The 16428-nt window shown below is 52.5% G+C and carries 12 protein-coding genes, 1 pseudogene and 1 riboswitch; of the genes and pseudogenes, 7 read left to right on the forward strand and 6 right to left on the reverse strand.

Translation table 11 applies throughout. From position 1 onward, the window contains the following. Both QFZ34_RS04880 and QFZ34_RS04885 read right to left on the reverse strand, forming a co-directional pair. Positions 1 to 907, reverse strand: a pseudogene (locus QFZ34_RS04880) (NAD(P)/FAD-dependent oxidoreductase). Continuing rightward, the gene (locus QFZ34_RS04885; RefSeq protein WP_307277650.1) at positions 897 to 1352 is read right to left on the reverse strand and encodes an Rrf2 family transcriptional regulator; all 456 of its coding nucleotides are present in this window, start codon (positions 1350 to 1352) and stop codon (positions 897 to 899) included. The pseudogene QFZ34_RS04880 and the gene QFZ34_RS04885 overlap by 11 nt, the downstream one beginning before the upstream one ends. Positions 1353 to 1520: 168 nt before the next feature. On the opposite strand from QFZ34_RS04885, the gene QFZ34_RS04890 reads away from it, so the two are divergent. The 4 genes from QFZ34_RS04890 (at position 1521) to gcvP (ending at position 7207) form a co-directional block, all read left to right on the forward strand. Continuing rightward, positions 1521 to 2567, forward strand: a complete 1047-nt coding sequence (locus QFZ34_RS04890; RefSeq protein ID WP_115054062.1) for an adenylate/guanylate cyclase domain-containing protein — start codon at positions 1521 to 1523, stop codon at positions 2565 to 2567. Positions 2568 to 2663: 96 nt separating this feature from the next. Then, positions 2664 to 2761: riboswitch (glycine riboswitch) on the forward strand. Positions 2762 to 2922: 161 nt separating this feature from the next. After that, entirely contained in the window at positions 2923 to 4029 is a 1107-nt protein-coding gene (gcvT, locus tag QFZ34_RS04895; protein WP_307277654.1) for a glycine cleavage system aminomethyltransferase GcvT, read from the forward strand. 5 nt (positions 4030 to 4034) lie between these two features. Beyond that, positions 4035 to 4403, forward strand: coding sequence for a glycine cleavage system protein GcvH (gene gcvH, locus QFZ34_RS04900; RefSeq protein WP_115054060.1), 369 nt, complete (start codon positions 4035 to 4037; stop codon positions 4401 to 4403). A 5-nt stretch (positions 4404 to 4408) separates the two neighbouring features. Beyond that, positions 4409 to 7207 carry an aminomethyl-transferring glycine dehydrogenase gene (gene gcvP, locus QFZ34_RS04905; RefSeq protein ID WP_307277659.1) on the forward strand — a complete coding sequence of 933 codons (2799 nt, stop codon included), beginning with the start codon at positions 4409 to 4411 and terminating at the stop codon, positions 7205 to 7207. A gap of 38 nt (positions 7208 to 7245) precedes the next feature. Here gcvP and QFZ34_RS04910 read toward each other — a convergent pair whose 3' ends face one another. The 4 genes from QFZ34_RS04910 to QFZ34_RS04925 form a co-directional block, all read right to left on the reverse strand. Next, positions 7246 to 8304: a GSU2403 family nucleotidyltransferase fold protein gene (locus QFZ34_RS04910; RefSeq protein WP_307277661.1), complete on the reverse strand. Its 1059-nt coding sequence runs from the start codon at positions 8302 to 8304 to the stop codon at positions 7246 to 7248. A gap of 490 nt (positions 8305 to 8794) precedes the next feature. After that, entirely contained in the window at positions 8795 to 10018 is a 1224-nt protein-coding gene (locus QFZ34_RS04915) for an adenylate/guanylate cyclase domain-containing protein (protein ID WP_307277664.1), read from the reverse strand. A 166-nt stretch (positions 10019 to 10184) separates the two neighbouring features. Further along, entirely contained in the window at positions 10185 to 11405 is a 1221-nt protein-coding gene (locus QFZ34_RS04920) for a glycosyltransferase family 4 protein (RefSeq protein ID WP_307277667.1), read from the reverse strand. Between the two features lie 42 nt (positions 11406 to 11447). Next, positions 11448 to 12017, reverse strand: coding sequence for a MarR family transcriptional regulator (locus QFZ34_RS04925; RefSeq protein WP_115054108.1), 570 nt, complete (start codon positions 12015 to 12017; stop codon positions 11448 to 11450). Between the two features lie 256 nt (positions 12018 to 12273). Here QFZ34_RS04925 and QFZ34_RS04930 point away from each other — a divergent pair, with 256 nt between their 5' ends. The 3 genes from QFZ34_RS04930 to QFZ34_RS04940 all read left to right on the forward strand — a co-directional run bounded on the left by QFZ34_RS04930 (position 12274) and on the right by QFZ34_RS04940 (position 16352). Next, positions 12274 to 13983 carry a type I secretion system permease/ATPase gene (locus tag QFZ34_RS04930; RefSeq protein ID WP_307278953.1) on the forward strand — a complete coding sequence of 570 codons (1710 nt, stop codon included), beginning with the start codon at positions 12274 to 12276 and terminating at the stop codon, positions 13981 to 13983. Beyond that, positions 13980 to 15398 carry an HlyD family type I secretion periplasmic adaptor subunit gene (locus tag QFZ34_RS04935; RefSeq protein ID WP_307277670.1) on the forward strand — a complete coding sequence of 473 codons (1419 nt, stop codon included), beginning with the start codon at positions 13980 to 13982 and terminating at the stop codon, positions 15396 to 15398. The genes QFZ34_RS04930 and QFZ34_RS04935 overlap by 4 nt, the downstream gene beginning before the upstream one ends. 294 nt (positions 15399 to 15692) lie before the next feature. Then, a complete protein-coding gene (locus QFZ34_RS04940) occupies positions 15693 to 16352 on the forward strand; it encodes a calcium-binding protein (protein WP_307277672.1) in 660 nt (219 codons plus the stop codon). The last annotated feature ends 76 nt before the right edge of the window (positions 16353 to 16428 follow it).

The raw sequence follows: 16428 nt of genomic DNA on the forward strand, positions 1-16428 counted from the left end.
TCAGTGCATTGGGCTGGGAAATATTAGCGATTGATGTGCTGAAAACCCCCGCCCTAGCGCCGTCGCCCACGGCAAAGGAGACCGAACCGGCCATAAGGGCTGTATCGCCACAGGCATAGACACCAGGAACCGACGTTAGTTTGCTTGCGTCCGTTTGAATGAATGTTCCGAGCGGTCCATCTTCCAGCGCGCACTTCAATTGTTGCGGGAGTGGACCAGTGACAACGGTGCGCGAAAGAGTAAACAATCCGGTAAGCGATAGGGCACGACCATCAGAAAACTCTACAATCGGCTGTGCCTCTTCGCCCGATATGGCGGCAATCGTCCCATAATCGAGCGTCACATTACGCGCAGCCAGAGCCGCCAATTGGTCGTCACTAGGCTCAAACATGTTGTTGACAAAAAGCTTGGTATTGCCCCAGTCGGCAAGCATTAAAGCTTGATGGGCAGACAAGGAACTTGTCGCCAACACGCCGATATCGCCGCCACCTGCTTCATAACCGTGGCAATAGGGACAATGAAAAACGCTCTTGCCCCACCGTTCGCGAAGACCGGGTATTATTGGCAATATGTCCGTGACACCTGTTGCCAGAATAAGACGCCGGCCCTTGTAATCTGCTCCGGATGAGGTGCTGACAGTGAAGGCATCGAGGATACCTTCGGCATTTTCCGCACGGGCATCAACCCAGGTGACATTCGGATAAGCCAATAGCTGCTCGCGCCCAACATGCGCAATCTGTACAGCCGAACTGCCGTCTTGTGTCAGGAATCCGTGAGAGGTTTCAGCAAATCGGTTGCGGCGCTCGCCTGCGTCCACAACAAGTACATTGCGACGTGAACGGGCGACTTGCAACGCTGCTGCAAGACCGGAATAACTTCCCCCAACAACAATAACGTCATAGGTCATGGGATTTTCTCTCCTTTCTGATCGCATCAAAACGCCGGTGAAAATCGGCGGCGAGATCGGCGAGTGTTATCGTGCCGAGCCGTTCAATGATAAGGGCTTCGGCTTCTTGAAATGCAGTGTCGAGCGCATGATTGACCGACTGTTCCACAAGGCAATCGGGTGCGTCGGCTCTATTGCTCAAAGCAAAAAAGTCAGGGGAGCCAAGCGCGTTGTAAATGTCGCGAAGAGTTAAAGTATTGAGGTCGCGTGCGATAATCCAGCCACCACCATGGCCCTTCTCGGATCGCACAAATCCGGCATCTCGCAATCCCGCCATTGTCCGGCGGACGACAACGGCATTTGTATGCATATGTTTGGCCAATTCCTCCGATGTCATGGGTTTGGCGCGCTCTGCCATGTGGAGAATGACGTGGAGGACGGCGGAAAGGCGGCTGTTTCTTTTCATGTAACAGAATATGATACGTGACATAGCGCACGTCAAGATTGCGTGAAATAAATTCGTCAACTCATCTTGGACAGTGAGCAAAAGCGTCTACATAAGGTCAAACGGTTATCCGGAGATGTGCATGTTGATCAATCCGCCCAACTTACTTCTGCTGCGGAGCGAGCAGACATGAACAGATACTCCGGAGGATTTTGGATATTCATTCTGTGCGTCGTTTCCATAAGCGGCGCACTTTTTAGCTGGGCCTTTTACGGAGAACCATCAATTGTAGGTTCCGTTTTTGCGCTTTTTACTTGCGTACCCATTATCGCACTCGAGCGTGGGGCATTGTTTCCTCGACTCTATGCAAGAATTGCCGCGCTTTCGACCCCGCTTTATCTGATTGCCATGCTCATCGTTACATACATTTTGATGTATGTAGGCTCCGCATTATGTCGGCTCCTGTTGGGATTTATAGGTTACCAAACTTACGAATCCTGGCGTGAAATCGCAATTTTGCCCGCTAGCGCCATGTTCGCCGCGCTGGGTGTTTCGCTCGTCGTCAGTTTCGTTGCGCGGGTACGCGAATTGTTGGGGCGTGACGTCTTTTCAAGTCTTCTTATCGGGCGTTACCGCAAGCCCATCGAAGAGGAGCGGGTATTCCTGTTTATCGATCTGGTTGGGTCGACTTCCTTTGCCCAGGAATTTGGTGATCTGCGGGCCCAGCAGTTCCTTGGAGCGTTGTTCGCAGCCTTTGCCGAGCCAGTACGCAGATATAGGGGGACCATTGACGATTATATTGGCGATGCCGCCATTATTACTTGGCCAATGGCGAGAGGCACCAAGAATGGCAATAGCGTAAAATGCGTCTTCGCTATTCTCGATTCCATTGAGGCAGACCGGGAAAAGTGGCTGAAAAATTTTGGACGTGTTCCACAACTTCGCGCAGCCCTTCACGGTGGTCCCATCATTACTGCGGAAATAGGGGTCGATCATCACAAGATTACCTATTTTGGTGACACGGTGAACACCACTGCGCGGCTGGAAACGCTTTGTCGGACACTTGATGCACCAGTATTGATTTCCGGAGATCTCGCAAAGCGAGTGGAGTTCGAAGGCGATATTCAGCCGGAATTTCTTGGAATGCATGCCGTGAAGGGTAGGGGGCAGACGCTCGGAGTCATGGCGTTGAAGCGTGCGGCAAATATCCCCACTTCGACAAATTTTGTTCATTAAGCGCCAAATTTGCCATTTGTGCGGATGACAGGGTCGTTGCGCTAGGCTATGGTCCGGGCTTGTCGAGGGCCTTGGGATTGAAGAATCATAAGGCCCTGTCAGTTTGCGGGAGAGTGTTCTGTGCAGTGATGTGCAGAGCCACCGAAGGGGAAATCGCCCGAAATCTCTCAGGTATCAAGAACCGCAAACGGGTAAGGCAACTCTGGAAAGTCGGGGGAAACCTCGCGCCGAAGGTGTAAGTTCAGCTGGGACCAAGGTCCCGTAACGGCTGTGCGAGTCTCTCAGGCTTCCGACAGAGGGGCAAAGAAACATTCCGTCGTTGTGGCGGAGGTCTTTGCGCGACTCTGGAGAAGTAATGGGCAACGAAGAAGAACAACTAAAATCACTACCACTTGATGATCTGCATAAAGCTGCCGGTGCGCGCTTTGGTGGATTTGCCGGATGGTCAATGCCTATCACCTATCCGCTGGGGGTGATGAAGGAACATCTTCATGCGCGCGAAAACGCCGGGCTTTTTGACATTTCCCATATGCAATTGTTCGATGTTTCGGGTCCAGGCGCAACAGCGCTTTTGTCACGTGCATGCCCGCTGGATGCAGGGGCATTGCAATCGGGACAATCCAAATACACGTTTTTTCTCGACGAGCAGGCAGGCATACTCGACGATCTTATCGTAACCCGTTTGGGTGCCGCTCATTACATGGTGGTGGCCAATGCCGGCAATGCGGCGGCCGACGAGGCGCACCTGCGCGGTGTCGCAAAAGATTTTGACTGCAAGATCGATGCGCTAGACCGTGTTTTTCTGGCCATTCAAGGCCCGCAAGCAGCTGATGTTCTGCATAAAGCAGGGATTGCGGGGACCGAGCTAGCTTTCATGCATGGCTTTGAGCCGAAGCCGGGCTGGTTCATGAGTCGCTCAGGCTATACGGGTGAAGATGGTTTCGAAATTGCATTGCCTGCGACCGATGCCGGTGAGCTTGCAGAGACGCTCTTCAAGGATGAGAGAGTGGCTTGGGTCGGACTTGCGGCCCGTGACAGCCTTCGGTTGGAAGCCGGTCTTTGTCTACATGGTCACGATATTACCCCTGACTTTAACCCGGTAGATGCAGGCCTTACTTGGGCAATTGGAAAAGCTGTCCGTGAGAAGGCCGGGTTTATCGGCGCCAAAGCTCTGCTCGAAAAGATTGCCTCGGGTAGCGCGCGAAAGCGGGTTGGCTTGAAACCCGATGGTCGCCAACCGGTTCGCTCTGAGACTGTCCTCATTGATGCGGACGGAAAACATGTCGGCATTGTCACTTCGGGCGGGTTCGGTCCCTCCGCTGGTCATCCGGTGGCGATGGGATACGTCAATAAGGACATTCTTGCCGCAACGGTGCCGATTTTTGCTGAAGTGCGCGGAAATCGCATTCCGGTCCACATTCATCCACTTCCCTTCACGCCACATCGCTACCACAAAGGATAATACAAATGGCAACCACTTACTTTACCGAAGATCATGAATGGGTACGCGTTGATGGCGATATCGCAACGGTCGGTATTACGGATCATGCACAGGATCAGCTCGGCGATCTCGTTTTTGTTCAGTTGCCCGATATCGGCACCAGCCTTTCCAAAGGTGATGCAGCTGTTGTTGTTGAATCTGTCAAGGCTGCCTCCGATGTATACGCGCCGCTGGATGGTGAAGTCACAGAAGTGAACGAAGCGACCGCAAGTGATCCGGCCCTGATCAATTCTGCCGCTACCGGCGATGGCTGGCTTTGGAAGATGAAGCTTTCCAACACTGAACAATTGACAGGCTTGCTTGATGAAGCCGGTTACAAAGCGATTATTGGTTGAACATCATGAACAAGAGCATATTCCCATTTGCCGACAGGCATATCGGCCCTAGTACGCAAGGCTCGCGCGCCATGTTGGCTGCGCTTGGTATTCCTTCACTCGATACGTTGATTTCACAGGCTGTTCCAAAGTCTATCCGGCTCGAAAAACCCCTTGATATTCCCGAGGCGGTTAATGAAGCCGAAGCACTCGCCGAACTGGCCGCCAAGATGGGCCACAACAAGACCTTCAAAAGTTATATTGGCCAAGGATATCACGGTACTCATGTTCCGGCAGTGATCCAACGCAACCTCTTTGAGAATCCGGCGTGGTATACGGCCTACACGCCATATCAGTCTGAAATCAGCCAAGGCCGTCTTGAGCTCCTGTTTCACTTCCAGACGCTGGTGGCCGAGCTGACAGGACTGCCCGTCGCTTCCGCGTCGCTCCTTGACGAGGCAACCGCTGTTGCGGAAGCCGTAGGGATTGCCTATCGCCATCACCGCGAAAAGCGTACGCGAATTGTCCTTGCCGGAGATGTCCATCCGCAAATCCTGGACGTGGTCAGAACTCGTGCTGAACCCCTGGGCATGACGGTCAATGGCGGCGAGATCGATAATACTGCAGCCGCTGTCATCGTATCTTGGCCGGATACTTACGGAGTCTACAGGGATCACTCTGCTGTTATCAAGGCTGCGAAGGCCGCAGGCGTACTTGTTATTGCAGTTGCCGATCCGCTTGCTCTGACGGTCACTGCATCACCTGCGTCGCTGGGTGCCGACATTGCTGCGGGTTCCATGCAGCGCTTTGGCGTTCCCGTAGGTTATGGTGGCCCCCATGCCGCCTACCTCGCGGTGACTGAAAATCTAACCCGGCTTATTCCAGGCCGGCTGGTCGGCCAATCGGTCGATAGCAAAGGCAGGGCGGGATACCGTCTCGCATTGCAGACACGCGAGCAGCATATTCGCCGCGACAAGGCTACGTCGAATATCTGTACAGCGCAGGCACTGCTTGCGAACATGGCGGTATCCTATGCCATCTGGCATGGTCCGCAGGGGCTTCAGGCTATTGCCAGCCAAGTTCACGCAAAGGCTGCAAGATTGGCGGCTGCACTTGAGGCTGTGGGCCTTGAATTAAGTGGGTCACAATTCTTCGATACGGTCACGGTCAGCGTTCCGGGTAGAGCAGATGCTATTGCGGCCAGCGCCGAAAAAGGCGAACGACTGCTCCGCCATATTGATGCGGACAGACTAGGTATCACTGTAGATGAGACAACGACGGACGAGGATCTGGTAGCGCTTGCCGGTTTGTTCGGTGCCAAGGTGCTGAATGATCCCGGCTCAAAGTTGCCAAGCTCGCGGCCTGCCGAGGGTTTCATGACCCAGGCTGTCTTCCATCAACAGCGTTCGGAAACCGAAATGATGCGCTTCCTTCGTCGGCTTGCCGATAAGGATCTGGCGCTTGACCGTGCGATGATTCCGCTCGGTTCCTGCACGATGAAGCTGAACGCTGCAGCAGAAATGCTTCCCGTAAGCTGGCAAAGCGTTGCTAATGTGCATCCTTTCGCACCGGAAGATCATGCGCTGGGCTATAAGTCGCTGACCGATGATCTTGAAGCTTGGCTCTCAGAGATCACAGGCTTTGATGCCGTGTCACTGCAACCAAATGCCGGTAGCCAAGGCGAGTATGCCGGTCTTCTTGCAATCCGTCGCTATCATTTAGATCGCGGCGATGATCATCGCGATATTTGCCTCATCCCTGAATCAGCCCATGGCACCAATCCTGCCAGTGCGCATATGGCGGGGATGCGGGTGGTCGTTGTTGCTTGCGAAGAGGCAGGCGACATCGATCTCGATGATCTGAAAGCAAAGGCTGAACTACACAGCGCCAATCTTGCCGCATTGATGATTACCTACCCGTCAACACATGGCGTATTTGAGGAGGGGGTCAAAGATATTTGCGCTGTCGTTCATGAACATGGCGGTCAGGTCTATTTTGATGGTGCCAATTTGAACGCGCTCGTTGGGCTTGCACGTCCCGGTGATATTGGCGCGGATGTCTGCCACATGAACCTGCACAAGACCTTCTGCATTCCTCATGGTGGCGGGGGGCCCGGTGTCGGCCCGATTGGTGTTAAGAAGCATCTGGCTCCATTCCTGCCTGGACATGTGATGAATGGCACCGGCAATGCGGTTTCCGCCGCACCATTCGGCAGCGCATCAATTCTGCCAATCACATGGATGTATATCCGTATGATGGGTGGAGCAGGCTTGAAGCGCGCAACCGAAATGGCGATTCTCAATGCCAATTACATTGCTGAACGATTGAAGGATTATTACCCTGTGCTGTTCAAGGGCCGTAATGATCGCGTGGCACATGAGTGTATTCTTGATACTCGGGTACTTAAGGAAAGTGCCGGAATTGGTGTTGAAGACATAGCCAAGCGTCTGATTGATTATGGGTTCCACGCCCCCACAATGTCCTGGCCAATTGCTGGAACGCTGATGGTTGAACCTACGGAATCAGAATCGAAGCGCGAGATTGATCGTTTCTGCGATGCGATGATCGCAATCGCGGGTGAGGCTGCAAAAGTTGCGAGCGGAGAGTGGCCGAGAGATGACAATCCACTTGTCAACGCTCCGCATCCGTCGGGCGATGTTCTGGCTGATGACTGGTCGCACCCCTATAGCCGCAAGGTAGCAAGTCTGCCCGGCGGAGAATCGGAGGATCTGCTGAAATATTGGCCACCGGTTTCCCGGATCGACAATGTTGCAGGCGATCGCAATCTGGTTTGTTCTTGCCCGCCCATGACGGCATATAATTAAAAGAAAAAGAGCGCTGGCATGTCCGGCGCTCTTTTTTGCTACCAGTCAGGTGTCAGGCTTGGAGGTGCATTTTTAACTGCAGCCGAGTCGAACTCCGAGGCAAGCTGGCGTAGGGCAAATGGTAAAGCCTGTAGGTCGCTCGATTGGAAGGAGAGGTGGGCAAGGTATTTATTGATAAGCTCGGCAACGACACGTGCCTGCTGCTCATCCCGCAAACGTTTGGCTGCATCTCGATCCGAACGACGTGAAAGCCACAATTTGTGGAGTGCGAAGGCTCTAGGGTCGGGACAGGAGAAACTGACTGGATATCCTCGTTCGTCTATCACTGTCTCGGATGCTTTGGGACTGTTAACCAGCCAAGAAAGCCCCTCAATCTCTATCGCCTGCAAATCTTCGGCATCGGCGCTGAAGCGGTTTTTCTCGTTGGAGGAGAGAATATCTTTTGGCATAGGCTTGATAAGGTCAACCAGAAACCCATCACGGTTTGCCGCCCGGTATCCATTTTTGGCAAGAGGGCGAAAAGAGTGATCAATTTTCTGCAATAGGCCGATCAAGCCTTTGTTAGAGAAATCCTTAACGATGAGCCTTAAACTGAAACGCGAATCCATCAACAAGTCGACGTCCTGTGTGGACAATAGCCCGCCGCTGATATGAACAGCAGCCATGCGTTCATAGATGAACAGGGCGTTGGTGCCAACAACGTCGACTGCTGTTCCGATAAGGCCAAGTTTGTCGAGCGCCCGAATGATACGGGCTGTCAATAGCGGGACGCGCCCAAGGGACATAGCCCGGTTAACGGGCGCAAGCTGGTCAAGACGCTGTGCCAACCGCGACATACGATCCTTCGAGTCGTCGCGACCCGAATGAAACTGGTTATGTATCAGTTCTGTTGCGGCTGATTTCGGACCCAAAGATTTCCAGATGCCATTGGTCTTCTTGTAAAGATAAGTCTTGTCATTGGTGCTTTTCTTCCATGACATAGACCCAGAAAACCGCTGTTCATAGTCTTTCGCGCTGGTTCGATAAACATCATAAACCTGCGCTGTATCAACCTGTTGGCGAATTTGTTCTGATGATAACGTTTTGAATTTAATCATGTTATCCCTAGAATGTTCGATGAACTTTAGAATAGGGATAATAGCATATTATGCAAGTTTAAAACTATGAAAATAAACGAATTATCCCTTTAATGATGTTTTCTTGGTGCGCAAGGGATAATGGTAGTTCCATAACTATTATTACGTGATTTTATGCTTTTAGCTGGGCACATTCTATTTTCAAATGCGACACGTACAAAACCCTCTTTGTTTTCAGGAGGATGACTGGATGGCAAAACTCAAAGGCAAACGTCAGCACCAGGCATCGTTCCGGTGTTGGGCTTCAGTCTCATGAATGAAAAGGGATTGGTCCGTTGTGGAATCAGACTAAAGTCTGATCGAAACGACGCAAAGGACTGAACCCCTACAAAAATGATAACCGGTGGGCAAAAGCAGGAATCCCAGTTTGACAGTCGACGCGGCGCAATAATGGCGTCAGATTTACGAAGTTGCCAAATCAAATGCGGAGGCGCATAGGTTGTGAAAATGACTACAGGCGTCCAGACCTGGCTCGATCAAGGGTAAAGAGCTCCTGGGCACGTCCCACTCCCCGCAACGCATAACGCCCGACGGAGACGAGTTGGTCTCGCAATTCGCTTGGCAAAGCTTCGGCAAAACTATCGGAAATCAATATGTCCTGGTCAACCGAGCGACACATTGATGCGATGCGACTGACTTCGTTTACCGCGGGACCGACAACTGTAAAGTCGAGGCGCGTATCACTCCCAATATTACCGTAGAATACCTCTCCGATGTGAAGGCCAAGATAGACATCGGTTGCTGGAGCACCATCCGCGTGGCGAACTTGATTAAGCGTGACAAGGCGTTTGCGTAGCAAATATTCAGCTTCTAGCGCTGCTGCACAATCCTGAGCAGAGTTGCCGTTGGTAAAGATCGCAAGAATACCGTCTCCCATAAGCTTGAGTACGTCGCCGCCCGTTTCGTGTATCGAGGATATGACTGCTTCCGCATAATCATTCAGCATGGGAATGATTGCATCGGGCGATGCTGTATCTGAAATGCGTGTATAGCCTCTCAGATCCGAATACCACAGGACCGCTTCAATACGCTCCGCGGCACCTCGATTGATGCGTCCGGCAAGGACACGCTTAGCGGCATCATGACCTAGATAGACATCGGCCAAGGTCTGGACGATACGGGTCAGCGAGGCGCACTTTATGGCCAATCCCAGTCCTCGCACCATTCGACGGATCGCCACCAGATCCTCTGCACGGAAACCCTGTGGGTCATCGGTAGACCAGGAGGAATAAAAGCAATCCATTTCGCCGATAGTGCCTTCAGAAGAGAAGCGATTTATGAGCGCGAGATAATCAGTGCAGCCTTCGCCTTTGAGCGTGAGCAAATGCGGGAATCCCAAGTCTTTTTCCCGTCCCAGCTGCACGCGCATTTCATCGTCGCCCGCATTCAACATGCTGTAAAAGGTTGATGTCTGCCAGTTGCTTGCGCTTTCACCCTCCTGCGAAGAACCATATTCAATGATGGCGCGCTCGACCTGCCCTTCCCTGCGCCATAGAAAAACTCGGCCTTCGTAGATGGGGTGCAGCGTGTCGACAAATGCATTTGCTCGCTCAAGCCGGATTCCAGCATCAAGACAGCGCTGGCAAAACCCATTCATAAGTTCTGTTTCGCTGGCGCCGGAGAGCCCTTGCATGTCCAGCCAGGTTTCAATTTCTGCGATCTTGGCTTCGTTCATTGCCATACCTGCCTACGAGATGCGCGATGGTTAGCACTGTTACGCGATTTTGACAAAGACAGACCTGCTTTTGAACTGATTTATGGGCAGCTACATGCGGAGGCCAGCACAGGTGAGGTTCAGGGCGGAAAAGCCGCGGGTATCAGGGATAGCAATTGTCAAATACTCAACCTGCCTTGGCAATTGACCCAATCAAAGCTTTTTGACGTGTCAGACAATCCGTAAGTTGGAAGCGATGTTCGACTGTTCTGCGGGCAGCGATACGCAATGGCATATAATCGTCTGGCTTGTGCAAAACACGTAAAAGGGTGTCGGCCAAAGCGTCGGTATCATAAAACGGCACAAGTAAGCCATTTTTCCCCGATCGAATGATCTCCTGCACCGGAGGAGTGTCCGAGCCAATGATCAGAGCGCCACAGGCCATGGCCTCCACCACGGACCAGGAGAGAACGAACGGGTAGGTTAAATAGATATGCGCTGTGGAAATTTGATACAGCTGACGAAGAAGATCATGTGAGATTGGACCAGTAAACAAGACTCGGTCAGCCGGGACATTGTGCTGCGCCAGCATAACCTCTTTCCATGTACCTCCACCTGACGGCGGCTTGCCATAGCTTACGCCATCGCCGCCCACAAAGATAAAAAGAGCGTCGGAATTCTTGGCCAGAACCTTCGATGCCGCTTCAAGTGCTTGCGGGAAGCCGCGATAAGGTTCCAGATCGCGGGCGACGAATGTGATGATCGGCGGATCCCCTGCCCGCAAAACGCGCCCGTCGGGAAGACGCAGCGAGGCGTTGCGGTCTGGACGAAAGCGTTGAGTGTCAACGCCTTCGTGGCAGACCGCGATGCGGTTTTGTGCAGACGCGGGATAGAGGCTCTTTTGCCATTGTGTAGGGCTAATGCCGCCATCCAGGGCTTCGAGCGAGATGAGCTGGGCGATATTGCGCAGACGCAAGCGCTTGCGTGTATCCGCGTCGGGTAAGTCGTCGGGTGCAAACCCGACATCAGCACCCTCTGCCCTGTAGAAAAATTCGCAATATCCTATCGCAGGTACCTGTGGCAGCACGTCTTTTACAAACATCATGCTGCCCCAGCCTATGTGACCGACAACAATGTCTGGTCGCTGGTCATGACGTATCATGGCCTCAAATGTTTCAGCAACCCGGTGCCCGATCCGAACATGGTGATCCGGTATACCCAGATGTTTTGCCATCTGAGTATCCGATCGAGGGCCGGGTTCTGCCCTGTGTCTGACTACGCGGACCGATGGGAGGCGTCGGTCTACAGTTTCACAAACGAGGCTGACATCATGCCCACTGGAAGCAAGATTTTCAGCCAGAGCAGAAAATTGACCAAAGCCACGTCTGTGCACGAATGCCACATGCATGATTTCAGTCCTTTCCGAGCGTCACGACATACTACTTGATTGTTAAATGCCGTAACGTGCAGCATTACCCCAAACCAGTTCAAGCCGATGCAATGTTTGAAATGCGATCTCAAGATTACGCAGGTCACCATCATCCCGCGCAAGCACCCGATTATAGGCGCCGCCAGCGTCGCGCAAATTGGCGCAAAGCTGTTCGCCCTTCTCCGTCAGACGAATCCTCGCAGACCGCTTGTCGCGCTGCGATGCTACCCTGTCGATATATCCACCATCGGCCAGCTGCTTCAGGTAGTAGGAAATGTTGGAGCCGACGTAATGGCCGCGATCCAGCAATTCTCCAACCGAAAGTTCAACGTCGCCAATGGCAAGAAGAACCATCGCCTGAGCAGGCCCAACATCTTCGACGCCGAGCTTTGTCATCTCCGTCCGGAGCAGACTTGCGAACCTCCGATTGACCCTTTCGATCATTCTCGCCAGTTCAAAATGCGTTACAACTACTGTATGAACTGGATGTCTATGTCCCTGTTTTTCTGCGGTAATTTCGGGGAAATTGGCGGCATCATAGCCGTCAATAGATGTTTCGACTTCCACTTCTTCGTGCAGAAGTTTTTGTATCATCTCGGTCTCCATGATCAAGTTTACTTCAAAATTTGAAGTAAGTTACAAGTATGTTTTCGGTTCTCCTTCGAATATTTCCCCACCGTAAGAACTTTTTTCTGTCACATTCTGCGCAGTATTACTTTACTAGTCTATGGCCTTGGACCAAGGTCGTTGGAGCTAAACCGTGGCTGTGTCATTTCCAAGGCAGAAGTGTATGGTAGATACTCGTCAAATCAATGAGAATGGCAAGAGCAATGTTGGAAAAAAAGCGATGACACCTACGGTGCCCACGCCCCAAACCCTTATTTTCAAAGCCCGCCGGGTATTTTTGGCGGGGCTGCTTTATGCTGTATTGCTCAGTGCATGCATCAACATTTTGCAGCTGACAGTACCGCTTTATATGCTGCAGGTTCATGACCGTGTTTTGAACAGCCGCAGCACAGATACGTTGCTGATGCTAACGATTCTTGCGATTGGCGCATTGGTCGTTTTCGGCATTCTGGAGTTCATCCGCGCTCTATCGTTTCAGGCGATGGGCAGCGCATTGGTTCGCCGGCTTAACCTGCCGGTGTTGACTGCTGCAGTACAGGCCTCGGTTGATCAGGGTCTTCCAAAAGCAACACAATCCTTGCGTGATTTGACCGAGCTGCGTTCGTTTCTGACATCGTCGGCGGTAAGTGCTCCGCTCGATGCAGCTTGGTCTCCTATTTTTCTTGGAGTCCTGTTTTTGCTGCATCCCGTCTTTGGCATTATTGGTATTGTGGCGGTCATCATTCTGATCTGCTGCGGTGTCGTGACAGATTTGATGACACGCAATCTGGTGAAAGACGCCAATCAGGCGAATATCGAGGCAATCTCCAAGATCGGTGCAACATTGCGCCATGCTGAAGCGATTGAAGCCATGGGTATGCTACCTGCTTTGGCCCGTCGCTGGCGTGGCCTGCAGATGAATGCTCTGGATCTGCTTGACCTTGGCGGCAGCCGCAGCCGTGCCATGACATCCATCACACGCACATTACGGTTCATGATCCAGGTGGTAACGCTCGGCGCCGGCACATTGCTGGCCATGGAGCAAGAAATTTCGCCTGGCGCGATGATCGCCACGAGTATCATTGTCGGACGGCTTCTCATGCCCTTTGATCAGGTTGTTGAGACCTGGCGGCAATGGGTGAACGCAATTGGAAACTGGCAGCGGATTCAATCCTTGCTGGCCCAAAATCTCGCAGTGCGGCAAACAATGCCGACGCCTAGGCCCCATGGTGATCTTATCGTGGACAGGCTGGTCTATGCCGCGCCTGGTGTCGAAATGCCAATCATCAAGGGAATCTCATTTGCCCTTTCACCCGGAGAGGTCCTCGGCATTGTCGGTCCTTCAGCTGCTGGCAAGTCGACGCTTGCCCGGTTGATGATCGGCATCGTGAAGCCCACGTCAGGAGGCGTCTTCCTCGATGGCAACAATGTATATCTGTGGGAGCGCGGTTCATTCGGCGAAATTGCCGGCTACTTGCCGCAGTCTGTGGCGCTGCTTGAAGGAACGATCAAGGATAACATTGCACGCATGGGCGACAGTGACCCTCACCGTGTTCTGGAGGCCGCGAGGCTTGCCGATGTTCATGAGATGATCGGCAGGCTGCCGCTCGGCTATGATACGCCGGTGGGCGACGGGCGTTTAACGCTGTCTGGTGGTCAACGCCAGCGGATTGGCCTCGCTCGCTGCCTTTACAACCGCCCCCGCCTGATAGTGCTGGATGAACCCAATGCCAATCTTGATGCCGTGGGCGAGAGAGCATTGATGCGGGCTATAGAACAGGCGCGCGATGATGGTGCGATCGTGATCATGATAGCTCATAGACCCACAATCATGCAGGTGGCGGACAAGCTTCTCGTCCTTGAAGATGGCCGCATCACCCAGTTCGGGCCGCGCACGGATGTTGTCGCTTCGATAACACCGACCGGTCCCAAGAGAGCGACTGCATCATGACCGACAAAATCAATCTGCCCAAACGGGTTTCCCAATTGCTTGCTCCGCGCGCCGCATTGACGGGCGACAATCTGCCTACGAAATTCGGCACGGTTCGCCCTGAATGGGTCGCCGACCTTGAGCAGGAAGATGCAAAAAGCCCGTTACGCAGGCTGATCATTGCCGGAGTTGCAACGATAGCCATAGCATTTGGTGGTTTTTTCGGCTGGGCCTACTCGGCTGAACTTGGCAGCGCTGCTGTTGCGCTTGGAACGGTAATCGTTGATTCAAAGCGCAAGACCATCAGTCATTTTGAAGGTGGTATCCTTGATCGCTTGTTGGTCCAGGAAGGCGACGTCGTCAAAGTTGGGCAGCCGCTGGTAAGGTTGGACAACACAAAGGCACGCTCGGAGTTGCAATCGCTACAAAGCCGCCGCGTCGGATTGATCGCAAAGCTTGCTCGCCTGCGGGCGGAGCAGGCGGGTGCTACTGAAATCGAGTTTCCAGAAGATTTTGGTGCAGCTGATGATGTCACGGCACAAAATGCCATGAAAGCCGAGCAGATATTTTTCCAAAAGCGCTCTTCCCAAAAGACAAGTCGCATCGATGTTCAGCAAAAAACCATTGAACAATATACCGAGCAGGCTAAGGCATCAGAGGCACAGATCGTAGCCACGGATCGGCAAATTGCCCTTATCACGGAACAGCGCGATGCAATCGCCAGCCTGGTTAAAAAGGGTTTTGCCCAAAAATCCAAACTTACCGAGATTGATACCCGGCTAAGCGAACTTGCCGGCCAACGTGGTGAATATGCCGGCGACAAGGCCAAAGCAGAACAGGCAAAGGCAGGCGCTGAATTTTCGCTGACCGGCATTGAAAGCGATATGCAGTCAGAGATTGCAGGTGAAATTACCACCAGCCAGACTGACCTTGCTGACACCGAAGAGCGAATTGTTGCTGCCAAAGATGTCATGCGCCGGGTGGAAATACGTTCGCCGCAGGCGGGGATCGTCGACAATATTCGTCTGCGTACACCTGGCGGTGTTGTTGCAGCCGGCGAAGCAATTCTTGATATTGTTCCGGAAAATGAGCCGATGGTCGTCGAAATGAAGATCAGTCCGCGAGATATTGATGGCGTTGCTGTGAATTCTGCAGTTCAGGTCAAATTGACGGCGTTTAATCAACGCTCCCTTTCGCCGCTCGACGGCAAGGTCACCTATGTTGCCGCTGACCAGCTTATCGATGAAAAAAGCGAAACTGCCTACTTTGTGGCACGAGCGGAAATTTCTCCACAGTCGCTGACAGCCAATCCGTCCATCAAGCTCTATCCAGGCATGCCTGCCGAAGTCCTGATCGTGCACAAGGCCCGCCGAGCTATCGATTACATCGCTGGTCCAATCACCGATAGTTTCAACAGAGCCTTCAGGGAAGATTAGCCGGAAAGTGCTGGTAAATCTGATGTTTTTACCGGTACTTCAAAATTAAAAATAATTTACACCTAATAAGGATGCATAACGAAAGTATATTGAGTATAAAGCGCAATTATAAGTCTAATATATATGTCGCAATACATTCATGTAATAAATTGTTACTATAGATTGCCACATTTATATTCATAACATATGTTGCATTTCGATTTGGTGCAGCGCACAATCGTCAAAGCACTCGATCGCCGGGGGATTTTTTCCGGCAATGCGTAAACTCAATGCAGGACAACAAAGGAGAAGCAGATGGCCACTTTAGAAGGCGGCGCCTACGACGACGTTTTGTTTGGCTCCCGTTTTGACGACTTCATTCACGCCCGTGGCGGTGATGACGTTGTTTTTGGTGGGAACGGAAGTGACTCAATATTCGGCGATGATGGGGATGATCTCCTATTCGGCGGCAATGGGAATGACTCCCTTTTCGGCGGTGCAGGCAACGACATCCTGTTCGGCGATAATGGCAATGACGTCTTGACCGGCAATGAAGGCAACGATGTTCTGTTTGGCGGTCGTGGAGACGATGTTCTTCTCGGCGGTGCAGGCAATGACATTCTGTTCGGCGGGCAAGGTGATGACATCCTTTCTGGCGGTGCTGGAAACGATATCCTTTCTGGCGGTGCTGGCGATGATACACTCATCGGCGGTGCAGGCAGCGATACGTTTGTCTTCAATGGCGGCGGCGGCAACGACGTCGTGCTCGATTTCACTCCGGGTCAGGATCATCTCCAGATTTCGAGTGGCATTAATGGAACGGATATCCACTCGGCTGACGATGTGGCTTCCCATGTTACCCAGGTTGGTGGTGACGTAGTTGTCGATCTCGGCAACGGCGACTCTGTCACACTGGTTGGTGTGAATGCAGACGATGTACTCGCAAACCCAGGCGATTTCTTCGTCGTTCATTAATATTGATTTTATGGCGTGCCCTGTCTCCCACAGGGCACGCTTTTTTCTCGCGTTGCGCAGTGAGTGAAAGGGCAAT

This window comes from Phyllobacterium ifriqiyense (assembly GCF_030817885.1).
Classification (GTDB): domain Bacteria; phylum Pseudomonadota; class Alphaproteobacteria; order Rhizobiales; family Rhizobiaceae; genus Phyllobacterium; species Phyllobacterium ifriqiyense.

Coding starts and splice junctions, on each gene's coding strand:
- QFZ34_RS04885 (WP_307277650.1), bottom strand. CDS start 1,352: ATGAAAAGAAACAGCCGCCTTTCCGCCGTCCTCCACGTCATTCTCCAC.
- QFZ34_RS04890 (WP_115054062.1), top strand. CDS start 1,521: ATGAACAGATACTCCGGAGGATTTTGGATATTCATTCTGTGCGTCGTT.
- gcvT (WP_307277654.1), top strand. CDS start 2,923: ATGGGCAACGAAGAAGAACAACTAAAATCACTACCACTTGATGATCTG.
- gcvH (WP_115054060.1), top strand. CDS start 4,035: ATGGCAACCACTTACTTTACCGAAGATCATGAATGGGTACGCGTTGAT.
- gcvP (WP_307277659.1), top strand. CDS start 4,409: ATGAACAAGAGCATATTCCCATTTGCCGACAGGCATATCGGCCCTAGT.
- QFZ34_RS04910 (WP_307277661.1), bottom strand. CDS start 8,304: ATGATTAAATTCAAAACGTTATCATCAGAACAAATTCGCCAACAGGTT.
- QFZ34_RS04915 (WP_307277664.1), bottom strand. CDS start 10,018: ATGAACGAAGCCAAGATCGCAGAAATTGAAACCTGGCTGGACATGCAA.
- QFZ34_RS04920 (WP_307277667.1), bottom strand. CDS start 11,405: ATGCATGTGGCATTCGTGCACAGACGTGGCTTTGGTCAATTTTCTGCT.
- QFZ34_RS04930 (WP_307278953.1), top strand. CDS start 12,274: ATGACACCTACGGTGCCCACGCCCCAAACCCTTATTTTCAAAGCCCGC.
- QFZ34_RS04935 (WP_307277670.1), top strand. CDS start 13,980: ATGACCGACAAAATCAATCTGCCCAAACGGGTTTCCCAATTGCTTGCT.
- QFZ34_RS04940 (WP_307277672.1), top strand. CDS start 15,693: ATGGCCACTTTAGAAGGCGGCGCCTACGACGACGTTTTGTTTGGCTCC.